At 65.6% G+C, this 26,445-nt stretch carries 16 protein-coding genes; 5 read left to right on the top strand and 11 right to left on the bottom strand.

The window, feature by feature from the left end:
* Positions 1 to 50: 50 nt before the first annotated feature.
* The 6 genes from ACYOEI_RS08395 to ACYOEI_RS08370 form a co-directional block, all read right to left on the bottom strand.
* Complete coding sequence (locus tag ACYOEI_RS08395) at positions 51 to 1,394, bottom strand: ACP S-malonyltransferase (RefSeq protein ID WP_462848948.1); 1,344 nt, start codon at positions 1,392 to 1,394, stop codon at positions 51 to 53.
* A 613-nt stretch (positions 1,395 to 2,007) separates the two neighbouring features.
* Positions 2,008 to 2,982, bottom strand: coding sequence for a transaldolase (tal, locus tag ACYOEI_RS08390; RefSeq protein WP_462848947.1), 975 nt, complete (start codon positions 2,980 to 2,982; stop codon positions 2,008 to 2,010).
* A gap of 292 nt (positions 2,983 to 3,274) precedes the next feature.
* Complete coding sequence (locus ACYOEI_RS08385) at positions 3,275 to 5,224, bottom strand: sulfatase (RefSeq protein WP_462848946.1); 1,950 nt, start codon at positions 5,222 to 5,224, stop codon at positions 3,275 to 3,277.
* A 273-nt stretch (positions 5,225 to 5,497) separates the two neighbouring features.
* Positions 5,498 to 5,740, bottom strand: coding sequence for a hypothetical protein (locus tag ACYOEI_RS08380; protein ID WP_462848945.1), 243 nt, complete (start codon positions 5,738 to 5,740; stop codon positions 5,498 to 5,500).
* A gap of 217 nt (positions 5,741 to 5,957) precedes the next feature.
* Positions 5,958 to 6,380: a hypothetical protein gene (locus tag ACYOEI_RS08375; RefSeq protein ID WP_462848944.1), complete on the bottom strand. Its 423-nt coding sequence runs from the start codon at positions 6,378 to 6,380 to the stop codon at positions 5,958 to 5,960.
* A 333-nt stretch (positions 6,381 to 6,713) separates the two neighbouring features.
* On the bottom strand, positions 6,714 to 7,883 hold the full coding sequence (locus ACYOEI_RS08370; RefSeq protein WP_462848943.1) for a peroxiredoxin family protein: 1,170 nt from the start codon (positions 7,881 to 7,883) through the stop codon (positions 6,714 to 6,716).
* A 550-nt stretch (positions 7,884 to 8,433) separates the two neighbouring features.
* On the opposite strand from ACYOEI_RS08370, the gene ACYOEI_RS08365 reads away from it, so the two are divergent.
* Together ACYOEI_RS08365 and ACYOEI_RS08360 are read left to right on the top strand one after the other, a co-directional pair.
* Complete coding sequence (locus ACYOEI_RS08365) at positions 8,434 to 9,525, top strand: heparan-alpha-glucosaminide N-acetyltransferase domain-containing protein (protein WP_462848942.1); 1,092 nt, start codon at positions 8,434 to 8,436, stop codon at positions 9,523 to 9,525.
* A 99-nt stretch (positions 9,526 to 9,624) separates the two neighbouring features.
* Entirely contained in the window at positions 9,625 to 11,187 is a 1,563-nt protein-coding gene (locus ACYOEI_RS08360; protein ID WP_462848940.1) for a hypothetical protein, read from the top strand.
* Between the two features lie 433 nt (positions 11,188 to 11,620).
* On the opposite strand, the gene ACYOEI_RS08355 is transcribed toward ACYOEI_RS08360, so the two are convergent.
* From ACYOEI_RS08355 to ACYOEI_RS08345, 3 genes are all read right to left on the bottom strand, one after another.
* Positions 11,621 to 12,787 carry an acyltransferase family protein gene (locus tag ACYOEI_RS08355; RefSeq protein WP_462848939.1) on the bottom strand — a complete coding sequence of 389 codons (1,167 nt, stop codon included), beginning with the start codon at positions 12,785 to 12,787 and terminating at the stop codon, positions 11,621 to 11,623.
* Positions 12,788 to 13,138: 351 nt separating this feature from the next.
* The gene (locus tag ACYOEI_RS08350; protein ID WP_462848938.1) at positions 13,139 to 13,606 is read right to left on the bottom strand and encodes a peroxiredoxin; all 468 of its coding nucleotides are present in this window, start codon (positions 13,604 to 13,606) and stop codon (positions 13,139 to 13,141) included.
* Positions 13,607 to 14,396: 790 nt separating this feature from the next.
* The gene (locus ACYOEI_RS08345) at positions 14,397 to 16,412 is read right to left on the bottom strand and encodes a dipeptidyl-peptidase 3 family protein (protein WP_462848937.1); all 2,016 of its coding nucleotides are present in this window, start codon (positions 16,410 to 16,412) and stop codon (positions 14,397 to 14,399) included.
* 375 nt (positions 16,413 to 16,787) lie between these two features.
* Between ACYOEI_RS08345 and rfbC the strand changes: the two genes are divergently transcribed.
* A complete protein-coding gene (gene rfbC / locus ACYOEI_RS08340; protein WP_462848936.1) occupies positions 16,788 to 17,357 on the top strand; it encodes a dTDP-4-dehydrorhamnose 3,5-epimerase in 570 nt (189 codons plus the stop codon).
* Between the two features lie 143 nt (positions 17,358 to 17,500).
* Here rfbC and ACYOEI_RS08335 read toward each other — a convergent pair whose 3' ends face one another.
* Positions 17,501 to 18,904 carry a diguanylate cyclase domain-containing protein gene (locus ACYOEI_RS08335; RefSeq protein WP_462848935.1) on the bottom strand — a complete coding sequence of 468 codons (1,404 nt, stop codon included), beginning with the start codon at positions 18,902 to 18,904 and terminating at the stop codon, positions 17,501 to 17,503.
* A 404-nt stretch (positions 18,905 to 19,308) separates the two neighbouring features.
* A complete protein-coding gene (locus tag ACYOEI_RS08330) occupies positions 19,309 to 20,325 on the bottom strand; it encodes a ThuA domain-containing protein (RefSeq protein ID WP_462849115.1) in 1,017 nt (338 codons plus the stop codon).
* Positions 20,326 to 20,747: 422 nt separating this feature from the next.
* On the opposite strand from ACYOEI_RS08330, the gene ACYOEI_RS08325 reads away from it, so the two are divergent.
* Together ACYOEI_RS08325 and ACYOEI_RS08320 are read left to right on the top strand one after the other, a co-directional pair.
* Positions 20,748 to 25,064, top strand: a complete 4,317-nt coding sequence (locus ACYOEI_RS08325) for a PVC-type heme-binding CxxCH protein (RefSeq protein ID WP_462848934.1) — start codon at positions 20,748 to 20,750, stop codon at positions 25,062 to 25,064.
* 256 nt (positions 25,065 to 25,320) lie between these two features.
* Complete coding sequence (locus ACYOEI_RS08320; RefSeq protein WP_462848933.1) at positions 25,321 to 26,439, top strand: alpha/beta hydrolase; 1,119 nt, start codon at positions 25,321 to 25,323, stop codon at positions 26,437 to 26,439.
* Positions 26,440 to 26,445 lie beyond the last annotated feature (6 nt).

Raw genomic sequence — 26,445 nt, 5'->3', positions numbered from 1 at the left:
AATGATCTCACGTGTCTCTGATTGTCTTACGAAGCTCCCCGGGGTTTGGGTCACGGCGGACCTTCCGCGACCTGGCTCGGACTCCGGGCGAGCGAGACGGCCGCGGTCGGCGCGGGGTGATTCTCCAGGAGCCAGTCCTCCAGGTTGACGTGGACGAGATAGGGCAGCCTCAGGAGCGCGGCCTTCGACGGCAGGAGTCGCGTCAGCCACGCGTGCCGGTTCAGGCCGGAGGCGAGCCCTCGTCCGAGCATGTGGAGGTAGCGGTTGCCCTGGCCCAGTTGCCGGCTCACGTTGTTCTCGAGCCGGGCGAAGGTCGCTGCGATCAGGCTGGGGCCGGGCCCCGCGTGCAGCACGACTTCGATGCTTTGCGACAGCGTCTCGTCGATCACGTCCCAGAGGCGCTGGGGGTGGTCGGTCCAGCGGATCAGGACCTCTCGGCTCTCGGTCCCCTCGTAGCTCGCCTCGCCCGTGACGCAGGAGAGGACCGGCGGCGAAGGAGGTGTCGGGTTCTCCTTGATGTGATAGAGCATGATGGCCGTGCGGTTCGGCACCGAACGCTCCCAGACCAGGGGCGAGTGCAGCGGCGGCCACTGGTTCGGATTCCTCTTGAGGATCACCTTGTCCGGGATGAAGTCGCCCATCAGGCGCTCGACCCGGTCGAGCGTCCCCCCCTGGCCCAGCAACAAGGCCGTGTTGGGCGAGAGGTATGCCGACGGCCCGATCAACCCTTTCCCCTCGGCGCTGATCGTCCGGCAGAGCCGTTCGACGTCCTCGGGGTGGAGCGCACCCCCCCTGGTGAAGAGGACGCCGAGGGTGGTGTCCGCGGCGAGCTCGGCACAATCCGGAGCGAGCCGCAACGGGATCGGGAGCAGGCTCTCGAGGGAGAAGCTGCCGCCGAAGATCAGGGCCGAGAGCTCGCCGATGCTGTAGCCGAAGCTGAACCGGGCGCGACGGACGGGGACGTCGTGGAACTCTTCCAGCAGCTCGAGCTGGGCGAGCTCCATCCCGACGATTGCCCCGATGTCGTGTGGGAACGTCGTCAGCGAGGTCTTTTCGCCGGCCCGGATGTACTCGGCCAGGTCGACCTTGTCGTGGAGGACCTCCGAGCAAATCCCCGAGACGTGGTCCAGGGTCCGCCGGACGGTCGGCCCGTAGACCTCGTGGTCGACGAACTCTCGGCTCCGCCCCAGGTTCGTGACGTCATAGCCACGGAAGGCGATCGCCGTGGACTCGATCCGTTTCTTGAGGTTGAGGCCTCCCGCCCCGGCGGACGCAACGACGGCCGGGGCCTCGATCGCGTGGGCGTGGGCACCGCCCGAAGGGCCCGGCGAGGATCTCGGATGATCCGTGTCCATCGTCGCCCAGCGTAGCCAACGCCCATCGATGTGTTTCATGGGAGAGGCCCTTTCCTTCGAGGCGATTGGATGCCGGGTGATCGCGCCCGGCCGTTCTGTGATTTCTACGAAGGAGACTCGTGAAAGATCGTAAGAATATTGAGATTTGGAGTCCCGAAACCGCACGCGCAGCCCGGCCGAAGACGCCGCAAAGGCGCTCTTCTTGATACCGACGACAAGTCCGCCACCCGCCCCATCGGTGCGAATGGATTTACGGTTCGATCCGCCCGTCGTGTCGAGAAAATCGCGACGAACCGAACCAAGGCTCGCCCCAATGTTTCGGGCGAACCCCCTCCAGGGCCTTACGGGAGCCCCGCTCGATTGCGGACGCCCACTCAAACGGCCTCTTTTTCCCCCGTGCTATTGTAATGCACGAATTGTCAAAGAGAAGGACTGCGGTCGGAACCTTTTTGATCGAGGCCGAACGAGATCAAGATGACGGACGTGGGAGGCCCGTGGTCTTTCGGGGCGGCGACGGAGCGCCGGCACCCGAGAGCGGCCTCGGTGCGTGGTAGATCGTGTCAAAAAATGACCGGATTAAAAAATTGGAAGACGTGTGGATGCGAGGGGGACGGCCCGCCTGGGGCCGTCCCGGCGATCATGGGCGGGGCGTTCAGCTCGCGACCTTCTCGGTGACCATCGACTGGGCGAACTTCTCGAGCTTGCGGGCGTCCGCGTAGAACTTGCGGATCCCGTCGCTGAGCTTCTCGACGGCCATGGCGTCCTGGTTGTGGAGCCAGCGGTAGGCCTTCTCGTCGAGGTGGATCTTCTTCTCGTCGCTCGCCTTGGCGGTCTCGACGGTGAGGCGGCGGTCGAGGTTGCCGTCGGCCTGGCCGAGCTTCTCGAGGAGGTCGGGGCTGATCGTCAGGAGGTCGCAGCCGGCGAGGTGGGTGATCTGCTCGACCTTGCGGAAGCTCGCACCCATGACCTGGGTCTTGTAGTCGAACTTCTTGAAGTAGTCGTAGATCTTCGTCACCGAGGCGACGCCCGGATCCTCGTCGGCCGGGATGTCGGAGACGCCCTTGTCTTTCTTATACCAGTCGTAGATCCGGCCGACGAACGGCGAGATCAGGGTCACGCCGGCCTCGGCGCAGGCGACGGCCTGCGCGAAGCTGAAGAGGAGGGTCAGGTTGCAGTGGATCCCTTCCTTCTCGAGGGCTTCGGCGGCGCGGATCCCTTCCCAGGTGCTCGCGATCTTGATCAGGACCCGTTCACGCTCGACGCCGTACTGCTCGTAGAGCCCGATCAACCGGTGGGCCTTCGCGAGGGTCTTCTCGGTGTCGAAGCTCAGCCCCGCGTCGACCTCGGTCGAGACCCGGCCGGGGATGATCTTGAGGATCTCGCGGCCGAAGGCCACGAACAGCCCATCCATGAACGCTTCGGTCTGGGAAGCCTTATCCCCCCCCTGCTCCGCGGCCTCCTGCAGCGCCTTCTCGACCAGGTGGGCGTACTGGGGCTGTTGGGCGGCCGAGAAGAGCAACGACGGGTTCGTCGTGGCGTCCTGCGGCTTGAACTGCGCGATGGCTTCGATGTCCCCGGTGTCCGCCACGACCGTGGTGTACTTCTTAAGGGAGTCCAGGAGCGACATGGTTGGTTCCTCGTTTCGGGAGTCGATTAACGAACCCGATTGTAACCCAACCGGGGGCCTATTCGCGCCACCTCCCCGGCAAGCCCCTCGAGGCCCTTCACGGGGAGGTGGTTCGGGCAGTCGACGACGCAAAAGAGCGGTGTGCTCGGGGACGATCCGACGGCCGACGATCCGTGACGTCGACCTGGAGACCGACAACCAAGCGGCCGTCCCGGGGATGACGGCCGAAACACTCGGCTCTCCTCCTTCGACGCCTCTCGACCGCCCGTGGTTCGCGGGGAACCACCGACGACTACGGTTTTGCCCCGACCTCGGGGCGAGGGCCGCCGGAGGCCGCCTTGGCCTCCGGCTTATCGAGCCGCCCTAGGGTTTGTCGGAATCGTTCGAGTAGCGGCTTGAACTCATCCGACTTCACGAGGTCCTTCGCCTCGGCGGGGTCGGACGCGAGGTCGTAGAGTTCCTCGTGGCCGTCGCTCTCTCGGATATAGACCTTGCCTTCGGAGATGATCGAGCGGGGCGGCACCCAACCGGCGGGAGACTTCACGTCCTTGTCGACGAGCTCCGAGAGGATGAGTTCCTCCACGCCATCGGCGGCCGATCGCGGCCCATCCCAGTGCCTGGCCAACGTCCGCCCCGGGAACGGCGAGTGGGCGTCCAGGGCCAGGACGTCGAGGACGGTCGCCGGCAGGTCTCGGAGGCTCGTCGGCTCGGCGACCGTCGAACCGGCCGGTACCCGCGACGGGGCGACGACCAGGAGCGGCACGTGGACCCCGGGGCGGTAGAGGCTATGCCCATGCCCGAAGCATCCGTGCTCGCCGAATTGCTCGCCGTGGTCGGATGTGACGACGATCATCGTGTCCTTGAGGATCCCCTGCGACTCGAGCGAGTCGAGCAACCGGCCGAGCTGCTCGTCGAGGTAGGAGATGCACTCATCGTAGCAGTCTCGGGCCAGCTCGACCTGCTTCGGCGAGAGGGCCTTCTTGTCGATGCGATGCCAGTCGCGGAGCATCGCGCGGTCGGCGGGCTCCGTCGGATGCGTCCCGAATCGACGGCTCGTCCCGTCGGGGGTGAAGTAGGGGTCGTGGGCGTCGTAGTAGTTCAGGAACATGAAGAACGGTCGATCCTTGGGGCGTTGCGCCAGCCAGTCGAGCGCCTCCTGATTGATCGTCGGGGCGTCCTTCCGGCGGAAGAAGGCCGTCGGCCGGTCGTGGTCCGTCGCGGTGAAACGCCTGAGGAGATGCCGGCCCAGGGCGGAGCCCCGGAGGACCTCGAACGTCGTCATCGCCGTGTCTTCATAGTGGAGGAACCCGCGGCTCAGGCCGTACCAGGTGTTGCAGAAGAACGTGTTGGCCACGAACCCCGCCGTCGCATACCCGTGGCCGCCGAGGACCTCGGCGAGCGTGGGGAAAGTCGCGTCGAGGGGACGCTCGAGGCGGGCCGACAGCTCGTGCGGCCAACGCCCGGTGAACATGCTCGCGTGCGACGGCAAGGTCCACGAGCACGTCACCCTCGCCTGATCGAAGCGGACTCCTCGGCGGGCCAGCTTCGTCAGGTTCGGCGAGGTGTCTCGACCGTACCCGTAGGTGCTCAAGCTCTCGGCCCGGACCGTGTCGAGCACGATCATCAGGACGTTCGGGCTCCCCTTCGGGGGGGCGGCCAGCTTCGCCAGGGCCGATCGCTCGGCGACCTTGTCGCGACTGACGCCAAACGCCGTGAGCCCCCCGACGAGGATCAGCAGCACGGGGAGGCTCACGCGGACGAGCCGGGCAAACCCCGCTTCGCGGGCGCGGACGAATGGGACGATCCTCGACGCCAGGCCGCAAGCGAAGACGACGTAAGCGGTCGTCGACAGGCCGTGGAACGTCAGCATCAAGGTCAGCATCGCCACGGAGAACAGGACGTAAGAGGCGGCGAGATGGACGTATCGATGACGGACTACGGCCGCGAGGGATCCGAAGACGAGGCCGCAGGCTCCTAGGATGATCAGGTTCGAGACGGGGATGGTCCAGATGGCATGCTTGCTCAGTTGGAGCGAGCCCATCGCCGCGGCGTTGAGGAACAGCTTGCGGACCTGGAGGATGAGCAGCTCGAGCATCCCCGTCATGATCCCGAGCCAGGCCGCCGACAGGACGATCTCCCGGGCCAGGAGTTGGGGGCTCGCCGCCTGTGGGGCGATGACCAAGAGGCGCCGGAGCCTCCGCTTGGCGACGTGCGGGGTTGAGACCGTCGAGTGTTCCTTCACCTTCGCATCCTCCCTGGATCTCGCCATCCTGATCGGCGTGGCCGGCGCCCGAAACCGTGGCCTCGGGCGCGGGCACTCCGTGGCTCGATCGTCCGACTGGATTCTTTTTCGTCTTTATTTTTAATTATTTAAAAGTCGTAGCCAAGGAGGCTCCTCGTCCCGAGGAGGTCCGCGCCTGTCGGATCCCGCGCCTCCGAGACTCATCGCATGCGACGAGCCGAGCGGTCGGAATCCCGGCCTATTCCGACAAAGGCCGGGATGTCTTCGTCCGCCTCAGACGGTCTCGGTCTGGGAGACCGTTTGCGGCTTCGCCGTCCGGGACATCTCGAAATGCGGCTTCTTCACGCTCACCGCCGGGGCCTTCTTGCGGAACGCCAGGCGAATGGCGCGGGCGGCCATGCGGTGGATATGCCGGCCGAACATCATGAGGATGCCGACGAAGGTTGCCGCGATCGAGGTCAACGGCAGGAATGTTTCGGGGCCGAAATAGGCGAAGAGAATGTCGGGGGTCGACATGGGAATATCACCTCCCCAAGGGGGGGATTAGGCGTTTAGGTAAAGGTGAAGGAGTATGAAGAATCGAACAGCCGACCCCGGGATCCGAAGGCGTGACTTCGGAGCGGGTGGCGGATTCGATGGTGCGGAACTCTTCGGAATGTGGGCTGGCGACCGGCCGGAAGATTGCCCACTGGCGCATCGAGCGCCCGGGGCGCAGGCCGGGTGTGGTGAGGGGCTAGCAGAGGAAGCGGCAGAGCGACGTCGATGTGTGACTTCGAGGTCCGGTCTGGGGACGGGCCCGGCTCGCGGACCGAATCGAGACGCCAATCCGGGCCTGCCTGCTCGGGACGAGCCAGGGGAGGACCTGAGTCGAGGCGCCAGTCCGCGACCGAGAGGCGAGCACGGCGTCGGGCCAGACCGATTCGCGGACGAGGTATTGGGAGCCCTCGGATTCTTCGCCCGCCGAGACCGGTTGGCCTCGCGAGACGTCGTCGCCCGACGTCGGCGTGTTCGACGCCAGGTCGAGGAGCCCGAAGAGCGAGGGAATGTCCTCGTGGACGCCAGCCTGGCTGAGATCCGAAAGCGGGGCCAGGTCGATCACATCGAGCGCCGTCCCCAAGGTCACCAGGGCGACCAGGAGGGCGCGGATGTAAATCATCCTGGACCGACAACTCGAATCCATGACCTGGTTCAATACCTCATACCTGATCGCCGGCCGGGAGGGCCCATCGATCGCACCTTGTCCGCGTGAAGACAAAGGCCATCGATTGTCCGAGAACGTCCTGATCGAATCGGGGAGGCTTCTTCATGAGGGGTATCGACCATGCTGGCCGAGGATCTTAACGAATACCTGACTCCGGGAAAGATCAATCCCTTCAACGGAATGGGCAAGGGGGTGATCCCACCAAGCCCTCGGCGTCTGAGGTGCGAGTCCCGAGTGGTTCTGGTGGCGATTCGGAGGGAAACGGCGTCAAGGATTGCCGTCACCGTCTCAGGACGCCTCTTCAGGGGCCGTCATCTTCAGCAGAGATTCGACGGCCTCGTCAAGTCGTCTATCGCGGATGTCCTTGAAGCGGATGACGCCGTCGGTGTCGAGGACGTAAATGGTCGGGAATCCGGTGACTCCCCACCTCGTGGAGATCGGGCCATCCGACGCCCCATCGGACCAGCAACGCCAGGTGATTTCGCCGGATGCGACCGAATGCCGTAGAGTCTCCTTGTCCTCGTCGGTATTGACGCTCAGCATTGCGAAGGGTTTGCCTTTCAGTCGGTCGACGAGCGCCCGCTCCTGGGGATACATCGCCCGGCAGGGGCCGCACCAGTTCCCCGAGAAGGTCAGGACGATGACCTTTCCTCGATAGTCGCTCAACCGGAGTGGTTTCCCATCGGCATCGACGCTGTCGATCTCAGGCGCGACGTCCCCGATCTTGAGTCGGCGAAGCTCGAAAACTTCTCCGTTCGCGATGTCGGCAAGCAGGCGTCGGCCGAACTTGATGGTGCCGAATTCCGAGGCCGTCCGCTCGAGGAGGGCGACGGCCTCGGCCTCCAGACCGCTCGGGTCTTTGTCCTTCACCAAGCGCTCGATCCGGGCCTTGCCGCGGGATTGCCCGAATTTCTCGACCCGATCGGGGTTTTCACGCAGCAGTCGTACCATCCGTGCTTGTTCTTTCAAATACTGGGCCAGGCCATAGCATGCGAGGCCTCGGGCCGTCGGGCTCGGATTGCGGTCCAGAACTTTTCGGTCGAGTTCCTCCGCGGCGGGGAGATGGGAGAAGTGGAAAATCTTCGTGCAGGCGTCCCCGATCCGCTCATCCCGGAGATGGTCGCGAGCTAGCATCCCGATGGCCTTCTCGGATCGGTCCGACGGACCTGCCCCCGCCGTCCTGATGACGAAGATGAGCGCATCAAGGGCCGATGGGTCGTCGCGATGACGTCGGGCCAGGTCCAAGGCCCGATCCGCGTTCACGACCACCGCGTTGAGGTACTCCTCGACCGCCTTATCCCTTTCATCAGCGGTCTTCGCGTCGCCCAGGGCCTTGCCATACCTCTGCGAGGCCCCGGTTTGTGCGTCCCGGATTGCCTCCAACTCCACCGCCGGAGTTCGTGGCCCCACCGGCTCGGAGGCCAGGACGATCAGCAGCACCAGCGTCAGGCCTTGCATCTCGAACGCATCTCCAAAGTGAGTGGCGAAACTCGCCCTTGCGAAACCTCCCAAAGAGGGCTCGTCACCCCGGCGAGGGTAACCCCAGGCGACTCAGGGGACGGGATGCCTTGCCGGTTCGGCTTTCACGTCACATCAGGCTGCGTGAGCACCGAACGTCGAAATCGCCATCTTAAGGAAGACCTCGTCTATTGATCAGTCTGACGATTGTAATGGGGCATTGTTCGTCGAGCAATAGGGCATCACGATCCGGTCTCATGGGTCGACAGAATAAAATATGACGATAAAAACGTTTATATAGAACGTTATTTTTATGTAGGATGGGCCTGCTCAGGAGTGTCTCGTCGTTCGCCTCGAATAATGGGGATTCGGCGAGGAAACGGCGCGAGCATCTTCCGGAAGCCGCGAAGTCGCGATAAGAATGGGTCATAACTCTCTCGTCGCCATCCCCCGCGACCGGATGAAGGCCGCCTGAACCCAGGACGAGTTCGGGACGACGCGTGTCCTCGATCCTCGTCCTCCCTCCATCAACCCCGAGAGACTTGAACCGGTGAATACGGCCGACCCCCAGCAGCCACCCGCGACCCGAGGACGGATCGCGTCGCTCGACCAGTTCCGGGGCTATACGGTCGCCGGGATGCTCCTCGTGAACTTCATCGGCGGCTTCAAGGTCGTGCCGGCGGTGCTCAAGCACCACAATACGTATTGTAGTTATGCCGACACGATCATGCCGCAGTTCTTCTTCGCGGTAGGGTTCGCCTTCCGCCTGACGTACCTCCGCCGCCTCGAATCGCTCGGGGCTTGGACGGCCTCGACCGCGGTCTTGCGTCGGAATCTGGGCCTGATCCTGGTCGGCTTCGTGCTCTACCACCTCGACGGAGGGTTCAAGACCTGGGAACAGGCGCAGGCCCTGGGCGTCGAGGGGTTCTTCAAGACGGCGTTCGTCCGCGAGATCTTCCAGACGTTGGTCCACATCGCCTTGGCCTCGGTCTGGGTGCTGCCGGTGATCGCCAGCGGCGTCCCCGTGCGTGCCGGCTTCCTCGTGGCCTCCGCGGCGCTCCACCTCGGGCTCTCGGCCTGGTTCTATTTCGACTGGGCGTGGAAGACGCCCGTGATCGACGGCGGTCCGCTCGGTTTCATGAGCTGGTCGATCCCGCTCCTCGCCGGCTCCCTCGCCTACGATGCCATCGCCAGGCGAGGTGCGGGGATGGCCGCGGCCGTCCGGATCGCCGCGTGGGGCGTCGTGCTGATGGCCATCGGATATGGGCTGTCCTGCATGGACGGCACGCTCGCCCCGCCCCCGTTCGTGCCGCCCGACCACCCCGTCGACCTCTGGACGATGAGCCAGAGGACCGGGAGCATCTCCTACCAGATCTTCTCCGCGGGCTTCTCCCTGGCCGTCTACGCCCTCTTCGTCGTCATGTGCGACGTCGGCGGGCTCCAGGTCGGCCTCTTCCGCACGTTCGGGCAGAACGCCCTGGCCGCGTACATCCTCCACGGCATGGTCGCCGGCGCGGTCAAACCCTACCTCCCCAATGACTCCCCCGCCTGGTATGCCGCCCTCGGCTTCCTGCTGTACTTCTCCCTCTCCTACTTGTTCATCCGAACCCTCGAACGCGATGGGATCCATCTCCGCCTCTGATCGCCAATCCCGGGACCACCCCGAGCCCCCCCCAGGGTAGCCTTGACGACGAGGCCGTTCGTGGTGTTGTGAATTGATTTGTTGATAAGGTGACATCCCATGTCCACGTCTGCGCCAACGGGGGCCCGCTCGACCTGGGCCATCTACGGGCTCACGGCCCTCTCGCTCTCAGTCGGTTGGGGGATTCGAGGCCAGTTCGGCCACGAGTTCGGGGCGATGATCGCCGGGGCGATGGCGGCGATGGCCCTGGTCTTGTTGTCGGGTCGGGATGACTGGTGGCGCCGGGTCGCGTACTTCGGGATGTTCGGGGCGCTCGGGTGGTCGTTCGGCGGGAGCATGTCGTACATGCAGGTCGTCGCCTATACGCACTCGGGGGACTCGGCCTCGGTGCTCTACGGCTTCGCCTGCCTGTTCGTCCTCGGGTTCTTATGGGCAGCTCCCGGCGGCGCGGGGACGGCCCTCCCGGCGGTCTTCGACCGCGATCGGATGACCGAGCTGTTCAGACCCATGAGCGTCGTCTTCCTCGCCTGGTGGGCCCAGGAGGCCTCCCTCGAGCCCTGGATGCGCACCCACGGTTACAACCTCAACTGGTACGACACCGACTGGCTCGGTGCGCTGGTGGCGGTCGTCGCGGTGCTCGGGATGGCGGCCGTCCGGCGCCGGGTCGACCGGGGGTCGTCGCTGATCCTGCACCTGGCGATCGGATGGTGGGCGGGGTTCTTGATCCTGGTGGTCACGCTCGGCCTGAGGATGACGCCGCCTCGCGGGGACAATTGGTCGGGGTGCGTGGGGCTGGTGGGCGGGCTCCTCGTCTACTGCCGGCGGGAGAACCTCGGGGAGATCGCCCGGGCCACCCTCGTGACGGGCTTCATCGGCGGGATCGGCTTTGCCGCCGCGTCGATGCTCAAGCTCGTCGAGGTCACTTGCGGGTACGACACCAACTGGCACAGCATCCTCGAGCAGACGACCGGCCTCTTCAACGGCCTGGCGATCGCCGCGGCGATGCTCCCGCTGATCCGCCGCGCCCCGGCGACGATCGAGAACCTCCCGGCCAGGCGTTGGACCGAGGTCTACGCGGTCGGCTTCGTCCTCCTCGTGATCTCGTATCTCAACTTCCGGAAGAACCTCGTCGACTGGCTCGAGAGCGGCGACGTCCCCAAGCTGATGCACGACATCCCGCTGGCGCGTTGGTATGACTTCGCCTACATCCTGCTCGCGGTCGCCATCCTCGTCCCGATGATCCGGCACCTCTCGCGGCCGTTGGCGCTCTTCCAACTCAATCCCCTGGGGCGGGGACAGTGGCTGTTCCTGGCGTTCCTGTGGTGGATGGTCATCGGCAACTTCGAGAAGGCCGTCGTCCACTTCACCGCGCAGCGGCTCGTGACCGAGGGGGTGATCCTCGTCAACGCGGCCCTCTGCACGCTCCTCGCCCTGCTCGTCCCGACGACGTCGTCGGTGGCCGTGGCCCCTGTAGCCGCGACCCCTCGCCCCCATTTCCGTTGGCGGAAGACGGTCGCGGTCGGACTGGTCGTCTCCGCGTTCTCGGTCTTGGTCGATTGGGGGGTCGTTCGCGCGGTCTATGGAGATCGGTACGCGGGACACGCGAAGCTCCACATCCGCTTCGGCCCCAACGCGACGACCCAGGCGAAGCCGAAGTCGTAGTTGTCAGGATCTGCGGACACTTCCCCGTCGATCTCCAAAAGCCTCCCGCCGCGCAGAGATTTCACCACAAAGGACACAAAGAGGAGGAGCCGTAGAAGCCCAATCGAGATCAGAGCTGTTAACGTTCGAGGGGCATCGATTCGATACAAGCCCGAAGCGCAAGCGAGTGAATTTTTCTTGATTTTTTGTGAAGAGATTCACTCGCTTGCGCTTCGGGCTTGTAAAATCCGTCCCGGGGAGCCGTGCAATGTGTGCAACCCGAGAGTGAGCTGCCCTGGCAGTAATTAAAAATTTTTGATATATTTGTGATGAAAACCTCTTTATTTCAATGAATGTTCCGCGAAGGTCGGCGAGATGGGTTGCGCTGCATGCGAATGGTGGAGAGCCGAGGCGCGAGCGATTGGTCGTGCCTCGGCCCTCGTCGTTCAACCCGTCAGACGCGGAGGAAGATCTTGTTCCTGTAGAGGAAGAGCAACAACAACCACTCGAACGCCACCACGCCCGTCGCCTTGATGGCGGGGCCGTAGACCCCGGAATGGTTGATGACGCCCCCGAGGAAGAAGGTGTTGATCTTCCCGAAATCGATGATGTTGCGACCGAAATAAATCGTGATCGCATTGGCCCCGATCACGACGAAGAAGAACGCCCAACGGCGGAACTTCATGACGTCGATGACCGCATAGAAGAGGGCCAGGAGCATTAAACTCATCCCCCCGACGAACAGGACGTAGGAGCTCGTCCAGAGGATCTTGACGATGGGGAAGATCATGCCCCAGGCATAGCCGATGCCCGTGCAGGCGGCCCCCGCGAGCAGGAGTCCCAGGACCTTCAGCCAGGGGTTGTGCCCCGTCCGGAGCCATTGACCGGCCAGCACGCCGATGAGCGCGGTGGCGACGGCCGGGATGGTGGAGAGGATCCCTTCATTGTCGCCGTCTCCGTAATAGGCCTTCATGATCTTGCCCGGGAGGACGTGCCGGTCGACGTACCCCGCGAGGTTGCCGGACTTCGTGTAGTCGCCGGCCTTGGATCCCGGGACCGGGACGAACGCGAGCAGGGCCCAGTAACCGAGCAGGATCGCGAGGACGAGGATGACCTGCCCGCGGACCTTGAACCGGATCGTCGCGAGCGCGGCGAATAGGTAGCAGAGGGCGATCCGCTGGAGCACGCCGGGATACCGGACATTCGCGAAATCGAATTTCAAGATGCCGTTGCCCATCAGGCCGAGCGCGAAGAGGAAGACCGCACGGCGGATGGCCCGTAAGTAGAGCGCGGAGCGCGGGGCCCCCTGCTCGGTCAGCTTGCCGAGCGAGAACGGCAAGACGGCGCCGACGATGAAGACGAAGAGCGGGAAGATCAGGTCGAGGAAGTGGAACCCTTCCCAGGGGACGTGCTCGAGCTGCTCTTCGACCGTCTTGGCCCAGGTGTACTTGTACTTGGACAGGTTGGCCCAGGCCATGACGGCATTCTCGCCGCCGACGATCCAGAACATGTCGAAGCCCCGGAGGGCGTCGATGGAGACGAGTCGTTCGGTGGGAGTGGCCTTGGCGACGGGCTCGGCGAGGGGAGGCGCCTCGGTGACCGGCTCGGCTTCGGTCTGCATGGTGGGTGATCTCTCAGGGACCTGGGAAGAAGTCGATTTCCGGGAATACGAACTCGGGACGAGAGTCACCCCGGCGCGACGCAACCTTCGACGTCGGGGGGGACGGCGGCGCCTGCCGGACGAGGGAGAGGGGACTCGGACGTTGGGCACCGTCGCGGACGCTCATCCGTCGGCGATGAGGACGGGGCTCGGCCCCCATCATAACCGCTCCCCCCCGGGCCGGTCATGGCCGCAGTCCCCGGATCGAGCGGGCCTCAGCCTCGGGCCGAAGGCGAATGGGCACGACCTGTGATGACGAACCATACGTGCATGAATGATCCCTCGGGGCTTGGGACATCCGGAGAGGTGGGCTCAATGCAGCGACTTGAGGACACGGAGCGCCTCGTCGATATGCCTGGAGACCTGGAGCTGCGATGAAAAGATGTGCCGGACGATCCCCTGTTTGTCGATCACGTAGGTCACACGCCCGGGGATGAAGCCCAGGGATTTCGGGACGCCGAAGAGGGCCCGCAGCGAGCCGTCGGGGTCGCTCAGCAGTCGGAACGGGAGATTGTGCCGTCCTGCGAATTTCTGATGCGAGGACGACGAGTCGCTGCTGACGCCGATGACCTCGGCCCCGGCCTCGCGGAATGCCTCGTAGTTGTCGCGGAATGAGCAGGCCTGCGCCGTGCATGCGGGCGAGTTGTCCTTGGGATAGAAGAACAGGACGACCTCGGACTTTCCCCGATAGTCGGCCAAGCTCACTCTCCCCCCGTCCGACGCCTCCCGAGTGAACTCCGGCGCGGGCTCGCCCACGGTCATCCCCTTCGTTGCCGCCATGCCTTCTCCCTTCCTCGTCTAGAGCGGTTAACGTTTGTCTGACACACGGCACGATGTGACCCGAACCCGAGAGCGGAGACGGAAACGGGGACTGGCTCCGCAGCGAAGCGGAGGTGCCTGTCCCCATTTCCGCCGCAGCGGACGGCGACGGCCCGGAAAATGGGGACAGGCACCCGGCCTCGACGTCGATCGCGAGGGTCCGGATCCGACCCTGCCGGGAGCCAGTCCCCGTTTTCCTCCGACGTGCGCAATGCAAGCGAGAGCCGCTCTAGGTGATCACCCTGTGTTCCGCGGGACGGTCGCGACGTCCTCCGACGATTCGTCGGGCACGAACGAACGCCGCCCCAGAGTTGCCCACCCTCAGATTGTAGGAATCGCATCGTGCCAGCGACAACCGCGTCGACCGTAAGAAACGGCCTTTCGTGAGATGTAGAAGATGTCGATTTTAAGAATTTGATGAAATTATGGCTGTGTCGGCTCGCACAGAGTGACTTCGACAAGCCCGAAGCGCCACTCGGACGCCAATCGATTGAGGCCGATGGGCCTGGGGGGGGTGAGGTGAGGGAGCGTCGGCCGGGAAAACATCGAGGCCGGGAGCGGTCGCGATCGACTCCCGGCCTCGCTGATCCGCCCCTGCTCTCTTCCATACCAAGTCGAGACGGATCGTTGTTAGCAATCATCATGGCAAAATGTCGAAAAAAATAAAAGAGGGAAGTGCGTCGATTTCTCCATTTGTTTGATTCGACTCCGGGAGACGACCCGTCTCCCGGCGCATTGCAGGGTATTTGCGTTACTTGTGACGGCTCGACTCCGAGTATTCGAGCATCTGCTTCGTCAGGTCTTTGGGATAGCTGATGGTCACGTCGATGATCGTGCCGTCCGGCTTGGTGACGGGCTCGAGCCGAGGCATGACGTAGCCGGTGTACGAGGCGAGGTCGAGCTTGGCGACGCGCCCGACGACCTCGTCGCGGAGCGCGGGGTCGAAGTGGATGCCGTGGGCCTCGAAGAGGGCCTTGGCCGCGGGGTAGTCCCCCTCGGACTTGATCCGCTGGACCTCGGCGAGCAGCTTGCCCACGCCCTCGTGGAACGCCTTGGCGTCGCTCAGGACGTAGTAGGTCTTGCCGTCGCGGTTGCGGACCTCGATCGCCTTCGTGTTCGCCATGAGCCAGCGGACGACCATCTGGCGATTCCGCATGTGATCTTCTTCAATCTGCGTCCCCTCGCGGATCCGGCGGAGCTGCACGAGGGCGTTGCGGGTGTAGTTCTCGAAGGCGGCCCGGGCGACCTCGGGCTGGTCCGCGGCCGGGACGAGGCCGAGCTCGGCGAGCTTCGGGTCGGGCATGTAGTAGAGGGCGACGAGGTCGGCGCGGCCTTCCTCGAGGGCGGAGTATTGCTCCTTGAGGGCGTCCTGCGGCTTGCCGGCGAGGGCCTCGGACACGCGCCCGGAGGCGTGGCCGATGACCTCGTGCATGTTGACCAAAAGCTCGCCCGCCAGCACCCCCCACTTGGTCGCCCGCTCCGCCTCCTCTGGGGTCCAGGCGAACTCGCTCCGGAACGAGGTCGGGGTCGACTTGTCACTGGCCTCGATGACGTTCGACAGCGAGACCGACTTGCTCCCGTACTGCTCGCGGACCTGCTGGTCGTTCGGCAGGTTGATCCCGATCGGCGTGATCGGGCCGCACTCGCCGGTCTCGACGACGACCTCGATGGCGTTGGCGGTGATCCCCCGGACGTTCTCCTTGCGGTAGGCCTTGTCCCAGGGCATCCGGTCCTCGAACCATTGCGCCTGGCCCGCGAGCTTCCGGATCGACTCGGTCTTCTCGGGGTTCACGAAGAAGACCGACGCCTCCCACGAGCCCTTGACGCCCCGGGCGTCCATGTAGACTTCGATGAAGCCGTTGATCGTGTCGACGGGCGAGTCCTTGTCGCGGACCCACGCGATGTCGTAGGCGACGCGGTCCTTGGTCTCGCCCGATCGGTAGAACTGGACGAGGGCGTGGAGCGCGTCCTTCATCGGCTTCCTGGCGTAAGCCGACGCGGCTTCGAGGTGGTCGGCGACCCTCGAGAGCTGGTTGCCGTACTTGCCGGTGACGCGATAGACCTCCTCGACGAGGTGGCCGTCCATCTTGACCAGCCGCGAGTTGAGGGGATAGCGCTCGGTGAACCCCTCGAGGTCCTTCGTCGTGACGCCGACGTAGAGGTTGTTGGCGCTCGAGCCGAGGATGTCCATGCCGGGCCCGGGCGTCTTGTTCGTCACGATCGGGTCGTGCGCCGGGTCGAAGAACATGGGGCGGAGCCGTTCGAGCAGCGCGTCGAGCCCCTGGTCGTGGGCCGTCGGGAACGGGGCGCCGGCCTTCGCGGCGGCCTTGGCCGCGGTGGCGAATGCTTCGGGCGTACACTTGAGCAGGAATTTGCGAGCGGTCAGGTGGTTATACGGGCCGCTGTTGATCCAGAAGAGCTTGGTGTAGCGGAGGACCTCCGCGTACGTGTCCGGGGCGACGTCCGCCTGGTGGGTCACGATCGCTTCGAGGACCGCCCGCATCTCCAGGGAGAGCGCGTGCCGCTGGTCGAAGTAGATGTCTCGGCCGGCCAGGGCGGCGCGGTAGAGGTGCCAGGTCAGGATCTTCTGCTTGAGCGGGAGCTTGGAGAAGCCGTCGGCGTAGACTTGCACCACGGCCGCGTCGTCGACGCGTTCGAGGAGGTATTTCCGCTCCGGCTCGTCTCCGGCGGCGGCGAATCCCGGCGCGACGAGGCCCGTCAGGGCCGCCGCAGACAGGGTCATGAGCTTCCACGCTGTCCGTCGCATTGGACGATGACTCCTTGTTCGGGCCCGGGAATCCCCGGACGACACCGGGCCTCCCGCGCGTTCTCCCCGAGAGGTGGCCGAGTTGCGGGAGCATCATACCCGCAGGGCTCTCGGACCGCACCGCCTTGACGGCGAGGTTCGCGAGGGTGGTCAGGCTGGCGAGGCCCCCTCGGAGGGTGTGTGAGACATCCCTGTGTCGCCATTATCCCCTCCCGATCGGGGCGGAAATCGGTTTGCTGGCGAAGCGAGGGATGTCGTATGGTGTGGGTCGAACGGAAGCCTGGGGCGAGCGATTGCCCAAGGCCCGAGTGTCCCCGGTCGTGGGTCCGACCACGATCGGCGTCCCCGAACCCAACGTCCCGGGCGAATGACCCGATGAAAATCGAGAGTACGGATCTCCCCGGCGTGGTGATCCTCGAGCCGCCGGTCTATGACGACTCCCGAGGCTACTTCACGGAGACGTGGAAGCAGTCGAAGTTCGCCGAAGCCGGGCTGCCGACCGACTTCGCCCAGGACAACCTCTCGTATTCGCTCGGCGGGGTTCTCCGCGGGCTCCACTACCAGGAGCCCCACCCCCAGGGCAAGCTCATCTACGTGCTGCAGGGCGAGATCTTCGATGTTGCCGTCGATATCCGCCCGGGGTCGCCGACCTTCCGGCGTTGGGTCGGTGTCACACTCTCGGTCGAGAACCATCGGCAAGTGTACATACCGCCGGGGTTCGCCCATGGCTTCGTCGTCACGAGCGACGCGGCGATGGTCGTCTACAAATGCACGGCGTCTTACCGTCCCGACTGCGACCGGAGTGTCGCGTGGGACGACCCCGAGCTAGCGATCCGCTGGCCGGTCGCGTCCCCGATCCTCTCGGCCAAGGATCAGGTCGCCCCCCGGCTCGCCGACGTCGTCGAGGAGGCCCTGCCGAGATTCGTGGGCGAAGGCCTGGGCTGAGTGGGAAAGGGCTCCCGCAACGCAGCGCCGAGCCCCGGTTGGGCGTGGACCCGTCGCACGAAGGGACGTCGTTATCCGAGCGATTCCGGTGCTCCCGGGGTGGACCTTGCCCCGGGTGGCTTCGGCGGGAGGTCGAGGCGTGGTCAAACCGCGGCGCGGTTCCGGCCTGAGGCCTTGGCGCGATAGAGGGCCTGGTCGCTGGCCTGGAGGAGCTTGGCCGGGTTGTCGGCCGCGGACTCCGGGAAGGTCGCGATCCCGATGCTTAGCGTCAACAGGATTGGCTGTCCCGTGTGGGAGGCGCGGGGCTCCAGGGCTTCGACGGACGAACGGAGCCGCTCGGCGGTGTCGAGGGCGCCCTGGCGGTCGGTGCCGGGGAGGATGATCAGGAATTCGTCGCCCCCGAGCCTGCCGGCGAGGTCGCTCTGGCGGATCGCGCGCCGGATGGCCCCGGCGACTGCCGCGATCGCCTCGTCGCCTGTCGCGTGGCCGTAGCCGTCGTTGATCAGCTTGAACCGGTCGATGTCGAGGCTGAGCAGAGACAGCGGCGTCATGCGACGCCGGCTGGCCATCCACTCGGCGTCGAGGCTCGAGAGGATCACTCGGCGGTTCAGGAGCCCGGTCAAGGAGTCGAGCGTCGCGAGCTGCTCCATCTGCCGATAGAGCTGGGCGTTATTGATCGCGGCCCCGAACTGGTCGGCGATCGTTCCTAGTGCCAGCTCGTCGCGCTCGTCGAAGGCCATCTCTTCGGAGCTGGCGATTGCCAGGACGCCGTTGGCCTCGCCCCCCGAGTGCAGCGGGACGACGGCCGCGGAACGGATGTCGGCCCATGGCGAAGACGACTCGAACGAGAGTCCGTTGGCGAAGACCGTCCGCCTGGCTCGGATGCTCGACGCGGCGAGCCCCTCGCCTTCGAGCGGGAACCGAGGGCTCTTGGCGAGCAGCTCATCGGCATGGGCACCCGCGGCGGCGAGGAGGACGAAGTCGGAGCTCGCCTCGTCCTTGAGGAAGACACCGACGGTCGGATAGCCGAGCTCGCTCCGCAGGAGCGTGCAGGCCGATCCCAGGAGCTTCTCGAGGTCGAGGATCCCGGCCAACCGGCTGCCGACCTGGTTGATCGAGAGGAGCAGACCGGCCATCCGGCCGAGCTCTCGCTGGAGCTTCCGGACGCGCAAGCACGCCCGGACCCTCGCCACGAGCTCGCCGTCGGCAACCGGCTTAATCAGGTAGTCGTCGGCCCCCTGGTCGAGGCCGCCGATGATGTCCTCGACGTCTCGGAAGACGCCGGTCAGGAAGATGATCGGGGTGTCCGCCAGGCCGGGCGTGTCCTTCAGTCGACGGGCGACCTCGCTCCCGTCCATACCGGGGAGGTGCATGTCCAGGAGGATCAGGTCCGGCGAGAGATCTGCGGCCATGGAGACGGCCTTGGCCCCATTCCCGCAGACGGAGACCACCCAGCCCGCCTCTTCGAGGACGATCTGTGTCAGGAGCGCCTGGGTCGGGCTGTCCTCGACCAGCAGGATACGCGCATTGTCAGAACCGACGGCCACGTCTCTGGGGCCATCAAGGTGTCGAGTGGCCTCGTCTTGCGTCGACGTCTCGATGTCATGTCCCACTGTCAAGTCTCACGACGGTGTCAGGAATCCCGGTCTGAGCCCTCATCCCGTTCGACGCTATCTTTTTTCCCCGACGCGATAGGAGTCCGCATCCTCATCGTCGTCGATCATTCGGCAAGGCGACTGGGGGGGGATTGACCGCCTACCGACCATCGGAATCCTCGACGTTTGAAGGATAGGACGAATTGCAAGGAATCGCAAATCCTCGAGACCCCGGTCTTCTCCCTCAGAAAAGGCCGAATTAAGCCATTTCGCCGCTTTTCCTCGGAATGGACGACCAGATCGAGAAATATTATTGACCCGGTCGTCCATACTGAATTTTTCCTCGTCCGCGCAGATTACGGCATTGCATGCTCGGAGGGGTGGACGCCGGCCCGGAAGCCTCCGAAGCGGAAGGGTCGGGGTTGAAACTCGCCGACGATCGCGACGTCGGACTGGCCCGAGATTTTGTCCTCCAGGCCGACCGCCCAGTAGGCGGCATTGACCAGCAGTCGTCGGACGCCTTCGTTCTGGAGGTCGACCGAGGCCCCCATGGTCGTGGTGAAGATCCGGGCGGCCTTGCCGGCGGTCCCCGTGTAGGTCTTGACCCAGGCGACGGGCATCATCGGGTCGTTCTTCTTGCCGGCCAGGGGCGGGTCGGTCGGTGCCATGCCTTGCAGGACCTCGCCGAGGACGAGCGGCTGGCTGTCGCCGGGGAGCGGGAGCCGGACGCCGTAGACGTCGGTCGAGCCCCAGATGTCGCCGCTCTTGATCCCTCGGAGGATCGGATGGCCTTCTTGCCCCTTGGCGATCACGCCCAAGGTGCTCTGCTTGCCGTGGTCGCCGTGGTGTCTGATCCACGTCTCGCCCAGGATCTGTCGGCCGAAGCCCCCCTCGAAGCCGGGGTGCTTGCTGTCCCAGGAGTACTTCAGGTAGGCCTTCTCTCCTTTGAGGTCGAAGGCGTGGGTCGCCGTCCTCATCCCGATGACCGGCTTGCCCGCCTCGACGTAGTCGACGATGTGCTTCATCTGGTCGTCGGGCAGGTTGCGGAAGCGTGTGGCGATGACCATGAGGTCGGCCGAGTCCAGGGCCTCGAGGCCCGGGATGTTATCCGATCGATTCGGGTCGATCGTCCCGTCCTTGCCGATGGCGAAGAGCACCGTGCACTTGAACCCGTGACGCTTGGCCAGGATCTTCCCGAGCTGCGGCAGGGCCTCCTCCGACCGATACTCCTCGTCCCCGCTCACGAGGACGACGTGCTTGCCCCGGCCGGGGCCCTCGGACCCCTCATACACGATTCCCTCCGCTCGGGCGGTCGTCGTCTCCGAGGCGATCAGGGCGGCAATCAACGCAAGGCCGACTCGGGCGATTCGCATCGTGGTCACGGTCCCACCTTTCCTCAACAACCATTTAGGGGAGGGTTCGCTCACCAATTCCTGGTTCGTCCTGGCCGCATCTTACCCTCCCCTCCCCTCGGCGTTGTAGCCACTGCCGCCGGGGCGCCTCCCCGTTTCCCTACTCTCATAAACGGACGAAGGTGTCTCGCGTCGACATTCGCCATCTCCCCGGCCTTACGGGGCCCTCCTGCCCCGTACGTTTGTTTTCCGAAGGCAATCCCGCTTGGTCTCGATTTCGAGAACCGCCCGCCTTGCGACATCCCCGAGCCGCTTTCGAGAGCCGAGCCAGCCCGGTAAACTGATCGCAGAGACCGGGACCTGCCCGCATCCGTCGCTCGAATGCCGCCAGGGGTTCCCGCGCCCACCGAACTTCCATCGAGGCCGGAGCGACCGGAGTCGCCATGATGCGTCACGCCCTTCTCGCGATGGCTTTCAGCCTGATTCCCGCGGCCGTCCTGGCGGAGGGCGAGCCTCGCCCGCTCTCGGTGCTGTTCCTCGGCGACTCGGGGCATCATCGCCCCGCCGACCGCGCCGCGCAACTGGTCCCGGTCCTCGCCAGCCGAGGGATCGCCGTCACGTACACGAACCGGCTCGACGACCTGAACCCGGAAAACCTTGCCCGGTACGACGCCTTGCTCGTCTACGCGAACATCGACGAGATCGGCCCGGGTCAGGAGAAGGCGCTCCTGGACTACGTGTCGGGCGGCGGTGGATTCGTGCCGGTCCACTGCGCGTCCTACTGCTTCCGCAACTCGCCCGCCTGCGTGGCCCTGATCGGGGCCCAGTTCCTCCGCCACGGCACCGGCGAGTTCGACACCAAGGTCGTCGACCCCGCCCACCCGACCATGGCCGGGCTCGAGCCGTTCCACACCTGGGATGAAACCTATGTGCATTCCAAGCACAACACCGAGGGACGCACGGTCCTCCAGGTCCGCACCGAGGGGAACGCCGAGGAGCCTTGGACCTGGGTCCGTTCTCAGGGCCGAGGTCGGGTCTTCTACACCGCATACGGGCATGACGAACGGACGTGGGGCCACCCCGGATTCCACGACCTGATCGAGCGCGGGATCCGCTGGGCCTCGGCCAAGGGAGACGTCTTCGACGGCCGGCCGCGAGTCCAAACGGGCCTCCCCCCCCTTGAATTCGTCAAGGCACCGGGGAAGGTTCCCTTCTACCCGGCCGGGAAAAACTGGGGGACTCAAGGCAAGGCCGAGGAGCGGATGCAGAAGCCCCTCGAGGCCCTCGAGTCGCAGAAACACATGGCGGTCCCCCGAGGGTTCGAGGTCAAGCTCTTCGCCACCGAGCCCGAGATCGCCAAGCCGATCGCGATGGCCTGGGACCACCGCGGCCGCCTCTGGATCGCCGAGACGTTCGACTACCCCAACGAGATGCAGCCCAAAGGGCAAGGGCACGACCGGATCAAGATTTGTGAGGATACCGATGGCGACGGCCGGGCCGACAAGTTCTCGGTCTTCGCCGAGGCGCTGAGCATCCCCACGAGCCTCACGTTCGCGAACGGCGGCGTGGTCGTCCACCAGGCCCCCGAGACCCTCTTCCTGAAGGACTCCGACGGCGACGACCGCGCGGACGTGCGCCAGACCCTCTTCCGAGGCTGGGGGACCGGCGACACGCACGCCGGCCCGAGCAACCTGAGGTACGGCCTGGACAACTGGATCTGGGGGATCGTCGGGTACTCGGGCTTCAAAGGGGAGGTTGGCGGCGAGCGCCTGGAGTTCCGCCAGGGGATCTACCGGTTCAAGCCCGACGGCTCGAAGCTCGAGTTCCTGCGGAGCACGAACAACAACTCGTGGGGCCTCGGGTTCAGCGAAGAGGGCCTGGTCTTCGGCTCGACGGCGAACGGCTGCCCGAGCGTCTACCTGCCGATCCCGAACCGCTACTACGAGGCGGTCCGCGGCGGGTCGGCCGGCGTCCTCGGCAATATCGCCGACTCGAACCGGTTCTTCCCGATCACCGCGAACGTCCGCCAGGTCGACTGGCACGGTGGCTTCACCGCCGCCGCCGGGCACGCGCTCTACACCGCGAGGACTTATCCGCCGGTCTACTGGAACAAGACCGCCTTCGTCACCGAGCCGACCGGCCACCTCGTCGCCACGTTCGCCCTCGAGTCGAAGGGGAGCGACTACGCCTCGCACAACGAGTGGAACCTCCTGGCGAGCGACGACGAGTGGTGCGCCCCCGTGCAGGCCGAAGTCGGGCCCGACGGGAATGTCTGGGTCATCGACTGGTACAACTACATCGTCCAGCACAACCCGACGCCCCAGGGGTTCGAGAACGGCAAAGGGAACGCCTACCAGACCCCGCTCCGCGACAAGACCCACGGTCGGATCTATCGGGTCGTCGCCCAAGGGGGCCGGCCTTCCCCGACACCGCGTCTCGACCCGGCCGACGGCCCCCGACTCGTGGACGTCCTCAAGAGCGACAACATGCTCTGGAGGACGACCGCCCAGCGTCTCCTCGTCGAGCGAGGCAAGCGGGACGTGGTCCCCGCCCTGACTCTCCTGGCGGGCGACGGGGCTGTCGACTCGGTTGGCCTGAACCCCGGCGCGATCCACGCCCTCCGGACGCTCCAGGGCCTCGGGGCCCTCGACGAGGCCGGGGCGTCCGTCGCGACCTCGGCCTTCAAGCACGCGTCGCCCGGCGTGCGGCGAAACGCCCTCGAGGCCGCCCCCCGCGACACGAAGACGGCCGCCGCGATCCTCGACGCCGGCCTCTTGAATGACCCGGATGCTCGCGTCCGGCTCTCGGCCTTCCTCGCCCTCTCGGAGGCCCCTCGGTCGGAGCTCGTGGCCAAGGCCATTGCCCGAACGCTCGCCGAAGGAGCGGCGGAGGGTGATCGCTGGTTGGGCGACGCGTTGACGAGTGCCGCCTCGAAACACGACGTGGAGTTCTTGAAGGCGCTCGCGGGCCGTGAATTTCCGAAGCCCCCCTCGGCGTCGATGATCGCGATCGTCGGTCGCGTCGCCGAACACTACGCGCGAGGGGGGCCGGCCGACTCGGTCGGCTCGCTCCTACTCGCCCTTGGCGGGGCCGACCCTCGACTCGCCGATCCGATCGTGGTGGCCCTCGCCAAAGGGTGGCCAAAGGAGGGTCGCCTGACCCTCGCCGAGGCCGAGGAGAAGTCGGTGCTCCGCCTGCTCGATCGGGTTTCTCCCGCGGCGAAAGGGCCGCTGGTGACCCTGGTGATGCGTTGGGGGAGCCGAGGGTTCGAGCGCACGATCGCCGAGATCGCCGGCTCGCTCCTCGCCGGTGCCCGCGACGAATCCAAGCCTGACGCCGCGCGGACCGCCTCCGCCCGGCAATTGCTCGAGTTCCGCGCGTCCGACGCGGATGCGGCGCGTGAGGTGATCGGCCTGATCACCTCGAAGGCCTCGCCCGACCTCGCCGCGGGCCTGCTCCGGGCGGTCGCGACGAGCGAGTCCCCGGCCGTCGGGCCGGCGCTGGTGGATCGCCTGCCGATGATGACCCCTTCGGCACGCAACCAGGCGATCCGGGTCCTCCTCGGGCGAGGCGACTGGACCTCGGCCTTCGTCGACGGGGTGGAGGCCGGGAAGATCCGGCTCGACGACCTCTCGCTCGACCAGAAGCAGTCGCTCGTCGCCCACCCGGACAAGGCGCTCGCCGCCCGGGCGAAGACGCTCCTCGGGCGAGGCGGCGGCCTGCCCGACGCCGACCGCCAGAAGGTGATCGACGCCCTTGCCCCCACGGTCCTCCGACCCGGCGACGTCGCCCGGGGCAAGGTCGTCTTCCAGCAGCAGTGCGCCAAGTGCCACAAGCACGGCGCCGAGGGGAACACGATCGGCCCCGACCTGACCGGCATGGCCGCCCACCCCAAGGCCGAGCTCCTGACCCACATCCTCGACCCGAGCCGGAGCGTGGAGGGGAACTACACCCAGTACGCGGTCGTGACCGGCGACGGCCGGATCTTCAACGGCCTGCTCGCCTCGGAGTCGAAGAACGCCATCGAGCTGGTCGACACCGAAGGGAAGCGGCACCAGGTGCTCCGCGAGGACATCGACGAGCTCGCCGCGTCGAAGAAGTCGTTGATGCCCGAGGGGTTCGAGAAGCAGGTCCCGGCCGAGTCGATCGCCGACCTCCTCGAGTTCCTCACCCACCACGGGCGATACCTGCCGCTCGACCTGCGCAAGGCGGCGACAAGTGTGAGCACTCAGGGGATGTTCATCTCCCGAGATTCCGAGCCCGAGCGTCTGGTCTTCGAAGACTGGACGCCGAAGACGTTCGAGGGGGTCCCGTTCCGGCTCGTCGACCCGCAGGGGACACAACTCCCCAACGTCATCATGCTGCATGGGCCGCTCGGGACCTTCCCCCCCCGGATGCCCAGGTCGGTCAGCCTCGACTGCAACACCCCCGCGCGGGCGATCCACATGCTCTCGGGCGTCAGCGGCTGGGGCTCGCCCGGCGGCGCGGTGCCCCCGACCGTCTCGATGATCGTCCGGCTCCACTACGCCGACGGGACGGCCGAGGATCATCCCCTCAAGAACGGGGTCCACTTCGCCGACTACATCCGCCGCGTCGACGTCCCAGGCTCGGCCCTCGCCTTCATGCTCGGGTCCCAGCAGATCCGCTACCTGTCCGTCGTCCCGAATCGCGCCGAACGGATCGAACGAATCGAGCTGGTCAAAGGCCCCGACCACACCGCGCCGGTCGTGATGGCGGTGACGGTGGAAACCCCTGAGTAGGTGCGGAGGAGAGGATCCACCACAAAGGCACGAAGGGCACAAAGAGTATCAAGAAGGAAATCATGAGATTGTTTCTTCTTGGGCGTCCCTTTGTGTCTTTGTGGTGAATCTTTCCCGCCGTGAGCGGCCCATCCTGCAATCGGCGTGATCGGACCTTCGGGACCACATCACAAGAGAATTCCCGCGCAACCGTGCGGGCACCCGGCCGATAACCTGTCGAGGATGATCTCCTTCGAGACGAGAGGATGGGTGGACGGTGCGAGACCCTGTCGAGAGAGACCCATCGTCGCGAAACGGATCCCCACGCGCGGTTTTCGGCCCGCTCGTCCTACTTGGCCTCCTGGCGATCCCCCTGCCCGCCTCCGCCCAATTCCTCGCGCGAGCTTCGATCGACCGGATCAATCGCAAGCTCCAGGGGCAGGTCGACGACTACACCCACAACCACGGGCAAGACCGGCGGATCTTCTCGACGATCCTGGGAATGCCGCGTGACCTTTACGTCTACACCCCCCCCGGCTATTCGCCCGCTTGCGCCTATCCCGTGCTCCTCTACTTTCACATTGGGAGCGTGGATGAGCACGTCTTCATCGGGACGAACTGGCTGCCCCAGCTCGATCGAATGATCGCCTGCGGCGAGTTCCCGCCGGTTGTGGTCGCTTGCGCCGACGGCCTGATCTCGGGCGAGGACCGGTATCGTTCCCCGCATTCGTTTTACATCAACGGGTGCGGCGGCAGGTTCCAGGACCACATCGTGCAGGAGGTCCTGCCGTTCGTGATGCAGAAGTACTCGATCCGCCCGGAGCGCGAGGCGCACGCGATCCTCGGGACCTCGGCGGGCGGGTTCGGGGCGATGAACCTGGCGCTCAAGCGTCGCGACCTGTTCGGGGCCGTGGCGACATTGGCCGGCCCGCTCAACATCCGGTACACCACGACCTCCGGCGACTCGCACGAGGACTTCGATCCCTCCACCTTCCGCTGGAAGGACGACTACAACCCGGACGAGGTGATCGGTCGCTTCTACGGCGGGTTGCGGCCCGTGCGGGCCAAGAAATACATCCGCCCGGTCTTCGGCGAAGGCCCGGGAGTGTCCGCACGGGTCGCTCTCGATAACCCGGCCGACCTCCTGTCCTCGACCGACGTCCAACCGGGCCAGCTCGCGATCTACGTCAACTATCCCGAACGCGACAACTACAACTTCGACGCCCAGGCCCAGTCGTTCGCGTGGTTGGCCGCCCAGAAGGGGGTCGAGGTGACGCAGGAGTATGCCCCTCGAGGGCGCCACAACCTCTCCTACTTCCGCAACAACCACGAACGTGCTTATCGCTGGCTCGCCCAGCATCTGCTGCCGCCGGTCGGCCTGGCCCTTCCCCGATAAACCTTC

This window comes from Singulisphaera rosea (assembly GCF_054877945.1).
Note: the sequence above shows the minus strand (reverse complement) of the source record. Positions and strands in the feature narration are given on the sequence as shown.

Excerpts from the sequence above, each read along its gene's own strand:
- ACYOEI_RS08395 (WP_462848948.1), bottom strand. The coding sequence starts at position 1,394 with ATGAAACACATCGATGGGCGTTGGCTACGCTGGGCGACGATGGACACG.
- tal (WP_462848947.1), bottom strand. The coding sequence starts at position 2,982 with ATGTCGCTCCTGGACTCCCTTAAGAAGTACACCACGGTCGTGGCGGAC.
- ACYOEI_RS08380 (WP_462848945.1), bottom strand. The coding sequence starts at position 5,740 with ATGTCGACCCCCGACATTCTCTTCGCCTATTTCGGCCCCGAAACATTC.
- ACYOEI_RS08375 (WP_462848944.1), bottom strand. The coding sequence starts at position 6,380 with ATGATTTACATCCGCGCCCTCCTGGTCGCCCTGGTGACCTTGGGGACG.
- ACYOEI_RS08370 (WP_462848943.1), bottom strand. The coding sequence starts at position 7,883 with ATGCAAGGCCTGACGCTGGTGCTGCTGATCGTCCTGGCCTCCGAGCCG.
- ACYOEI_RS08360 (WP_462848940.1), top strand. The coding sequence starts at position 9,625 with ATGTCCACGTCTGCGCCAACGGGGGCCCGCTCGACCTGGGCCATCTAC.
- ACYOEI_RS08355 (WP_462848939.1), bottom strand. The coding sequence starts at position 12,787 with ATGCAGACCGAAGCCGAGCCGGTCACCGAGGCGCCTCCCCTCGCCGAG.
- ACYOEI_RS08350 (WP_462848938.1), bottom strand. The coding sequence starts at position 13,606 with ATGGCGGCAACGAAGGGGATGACCGTGGGCGAGCCCGCGCCGGAGTTC.
- ACYOEI_RS08345 (WP_462848937.1), bottom strand. The coding sequence starts at position 16,412 with ATGCGACGGACAGCGTGGAAGCTCATGACCCTGTCTGCGGCGGCCCTG.
- rfbC (WP_462848936.1), top strand. The coding sequence starts at position 16,788 with ATGAAAATCGAGAGTACGGATCTCCCCGGCGTGGTGATCCTCGAGCCG.
- ACYOEI_RS08330 (WP_462849115.1), bottom strand. The coding sequence starts at position 20,325 with ATGCGAATCGCCCGAGTCGGCCTTGCGTTGATTGCCGCCCTGATCGCC.
- ACYOEI_RS08325 (WP_462848934.1), top strand. The coding sequence starts at position 20,748 with ATGATGCGTCACGCCCTTCTCGCGATGGCTTTCAGCCTGATTCCCGCG.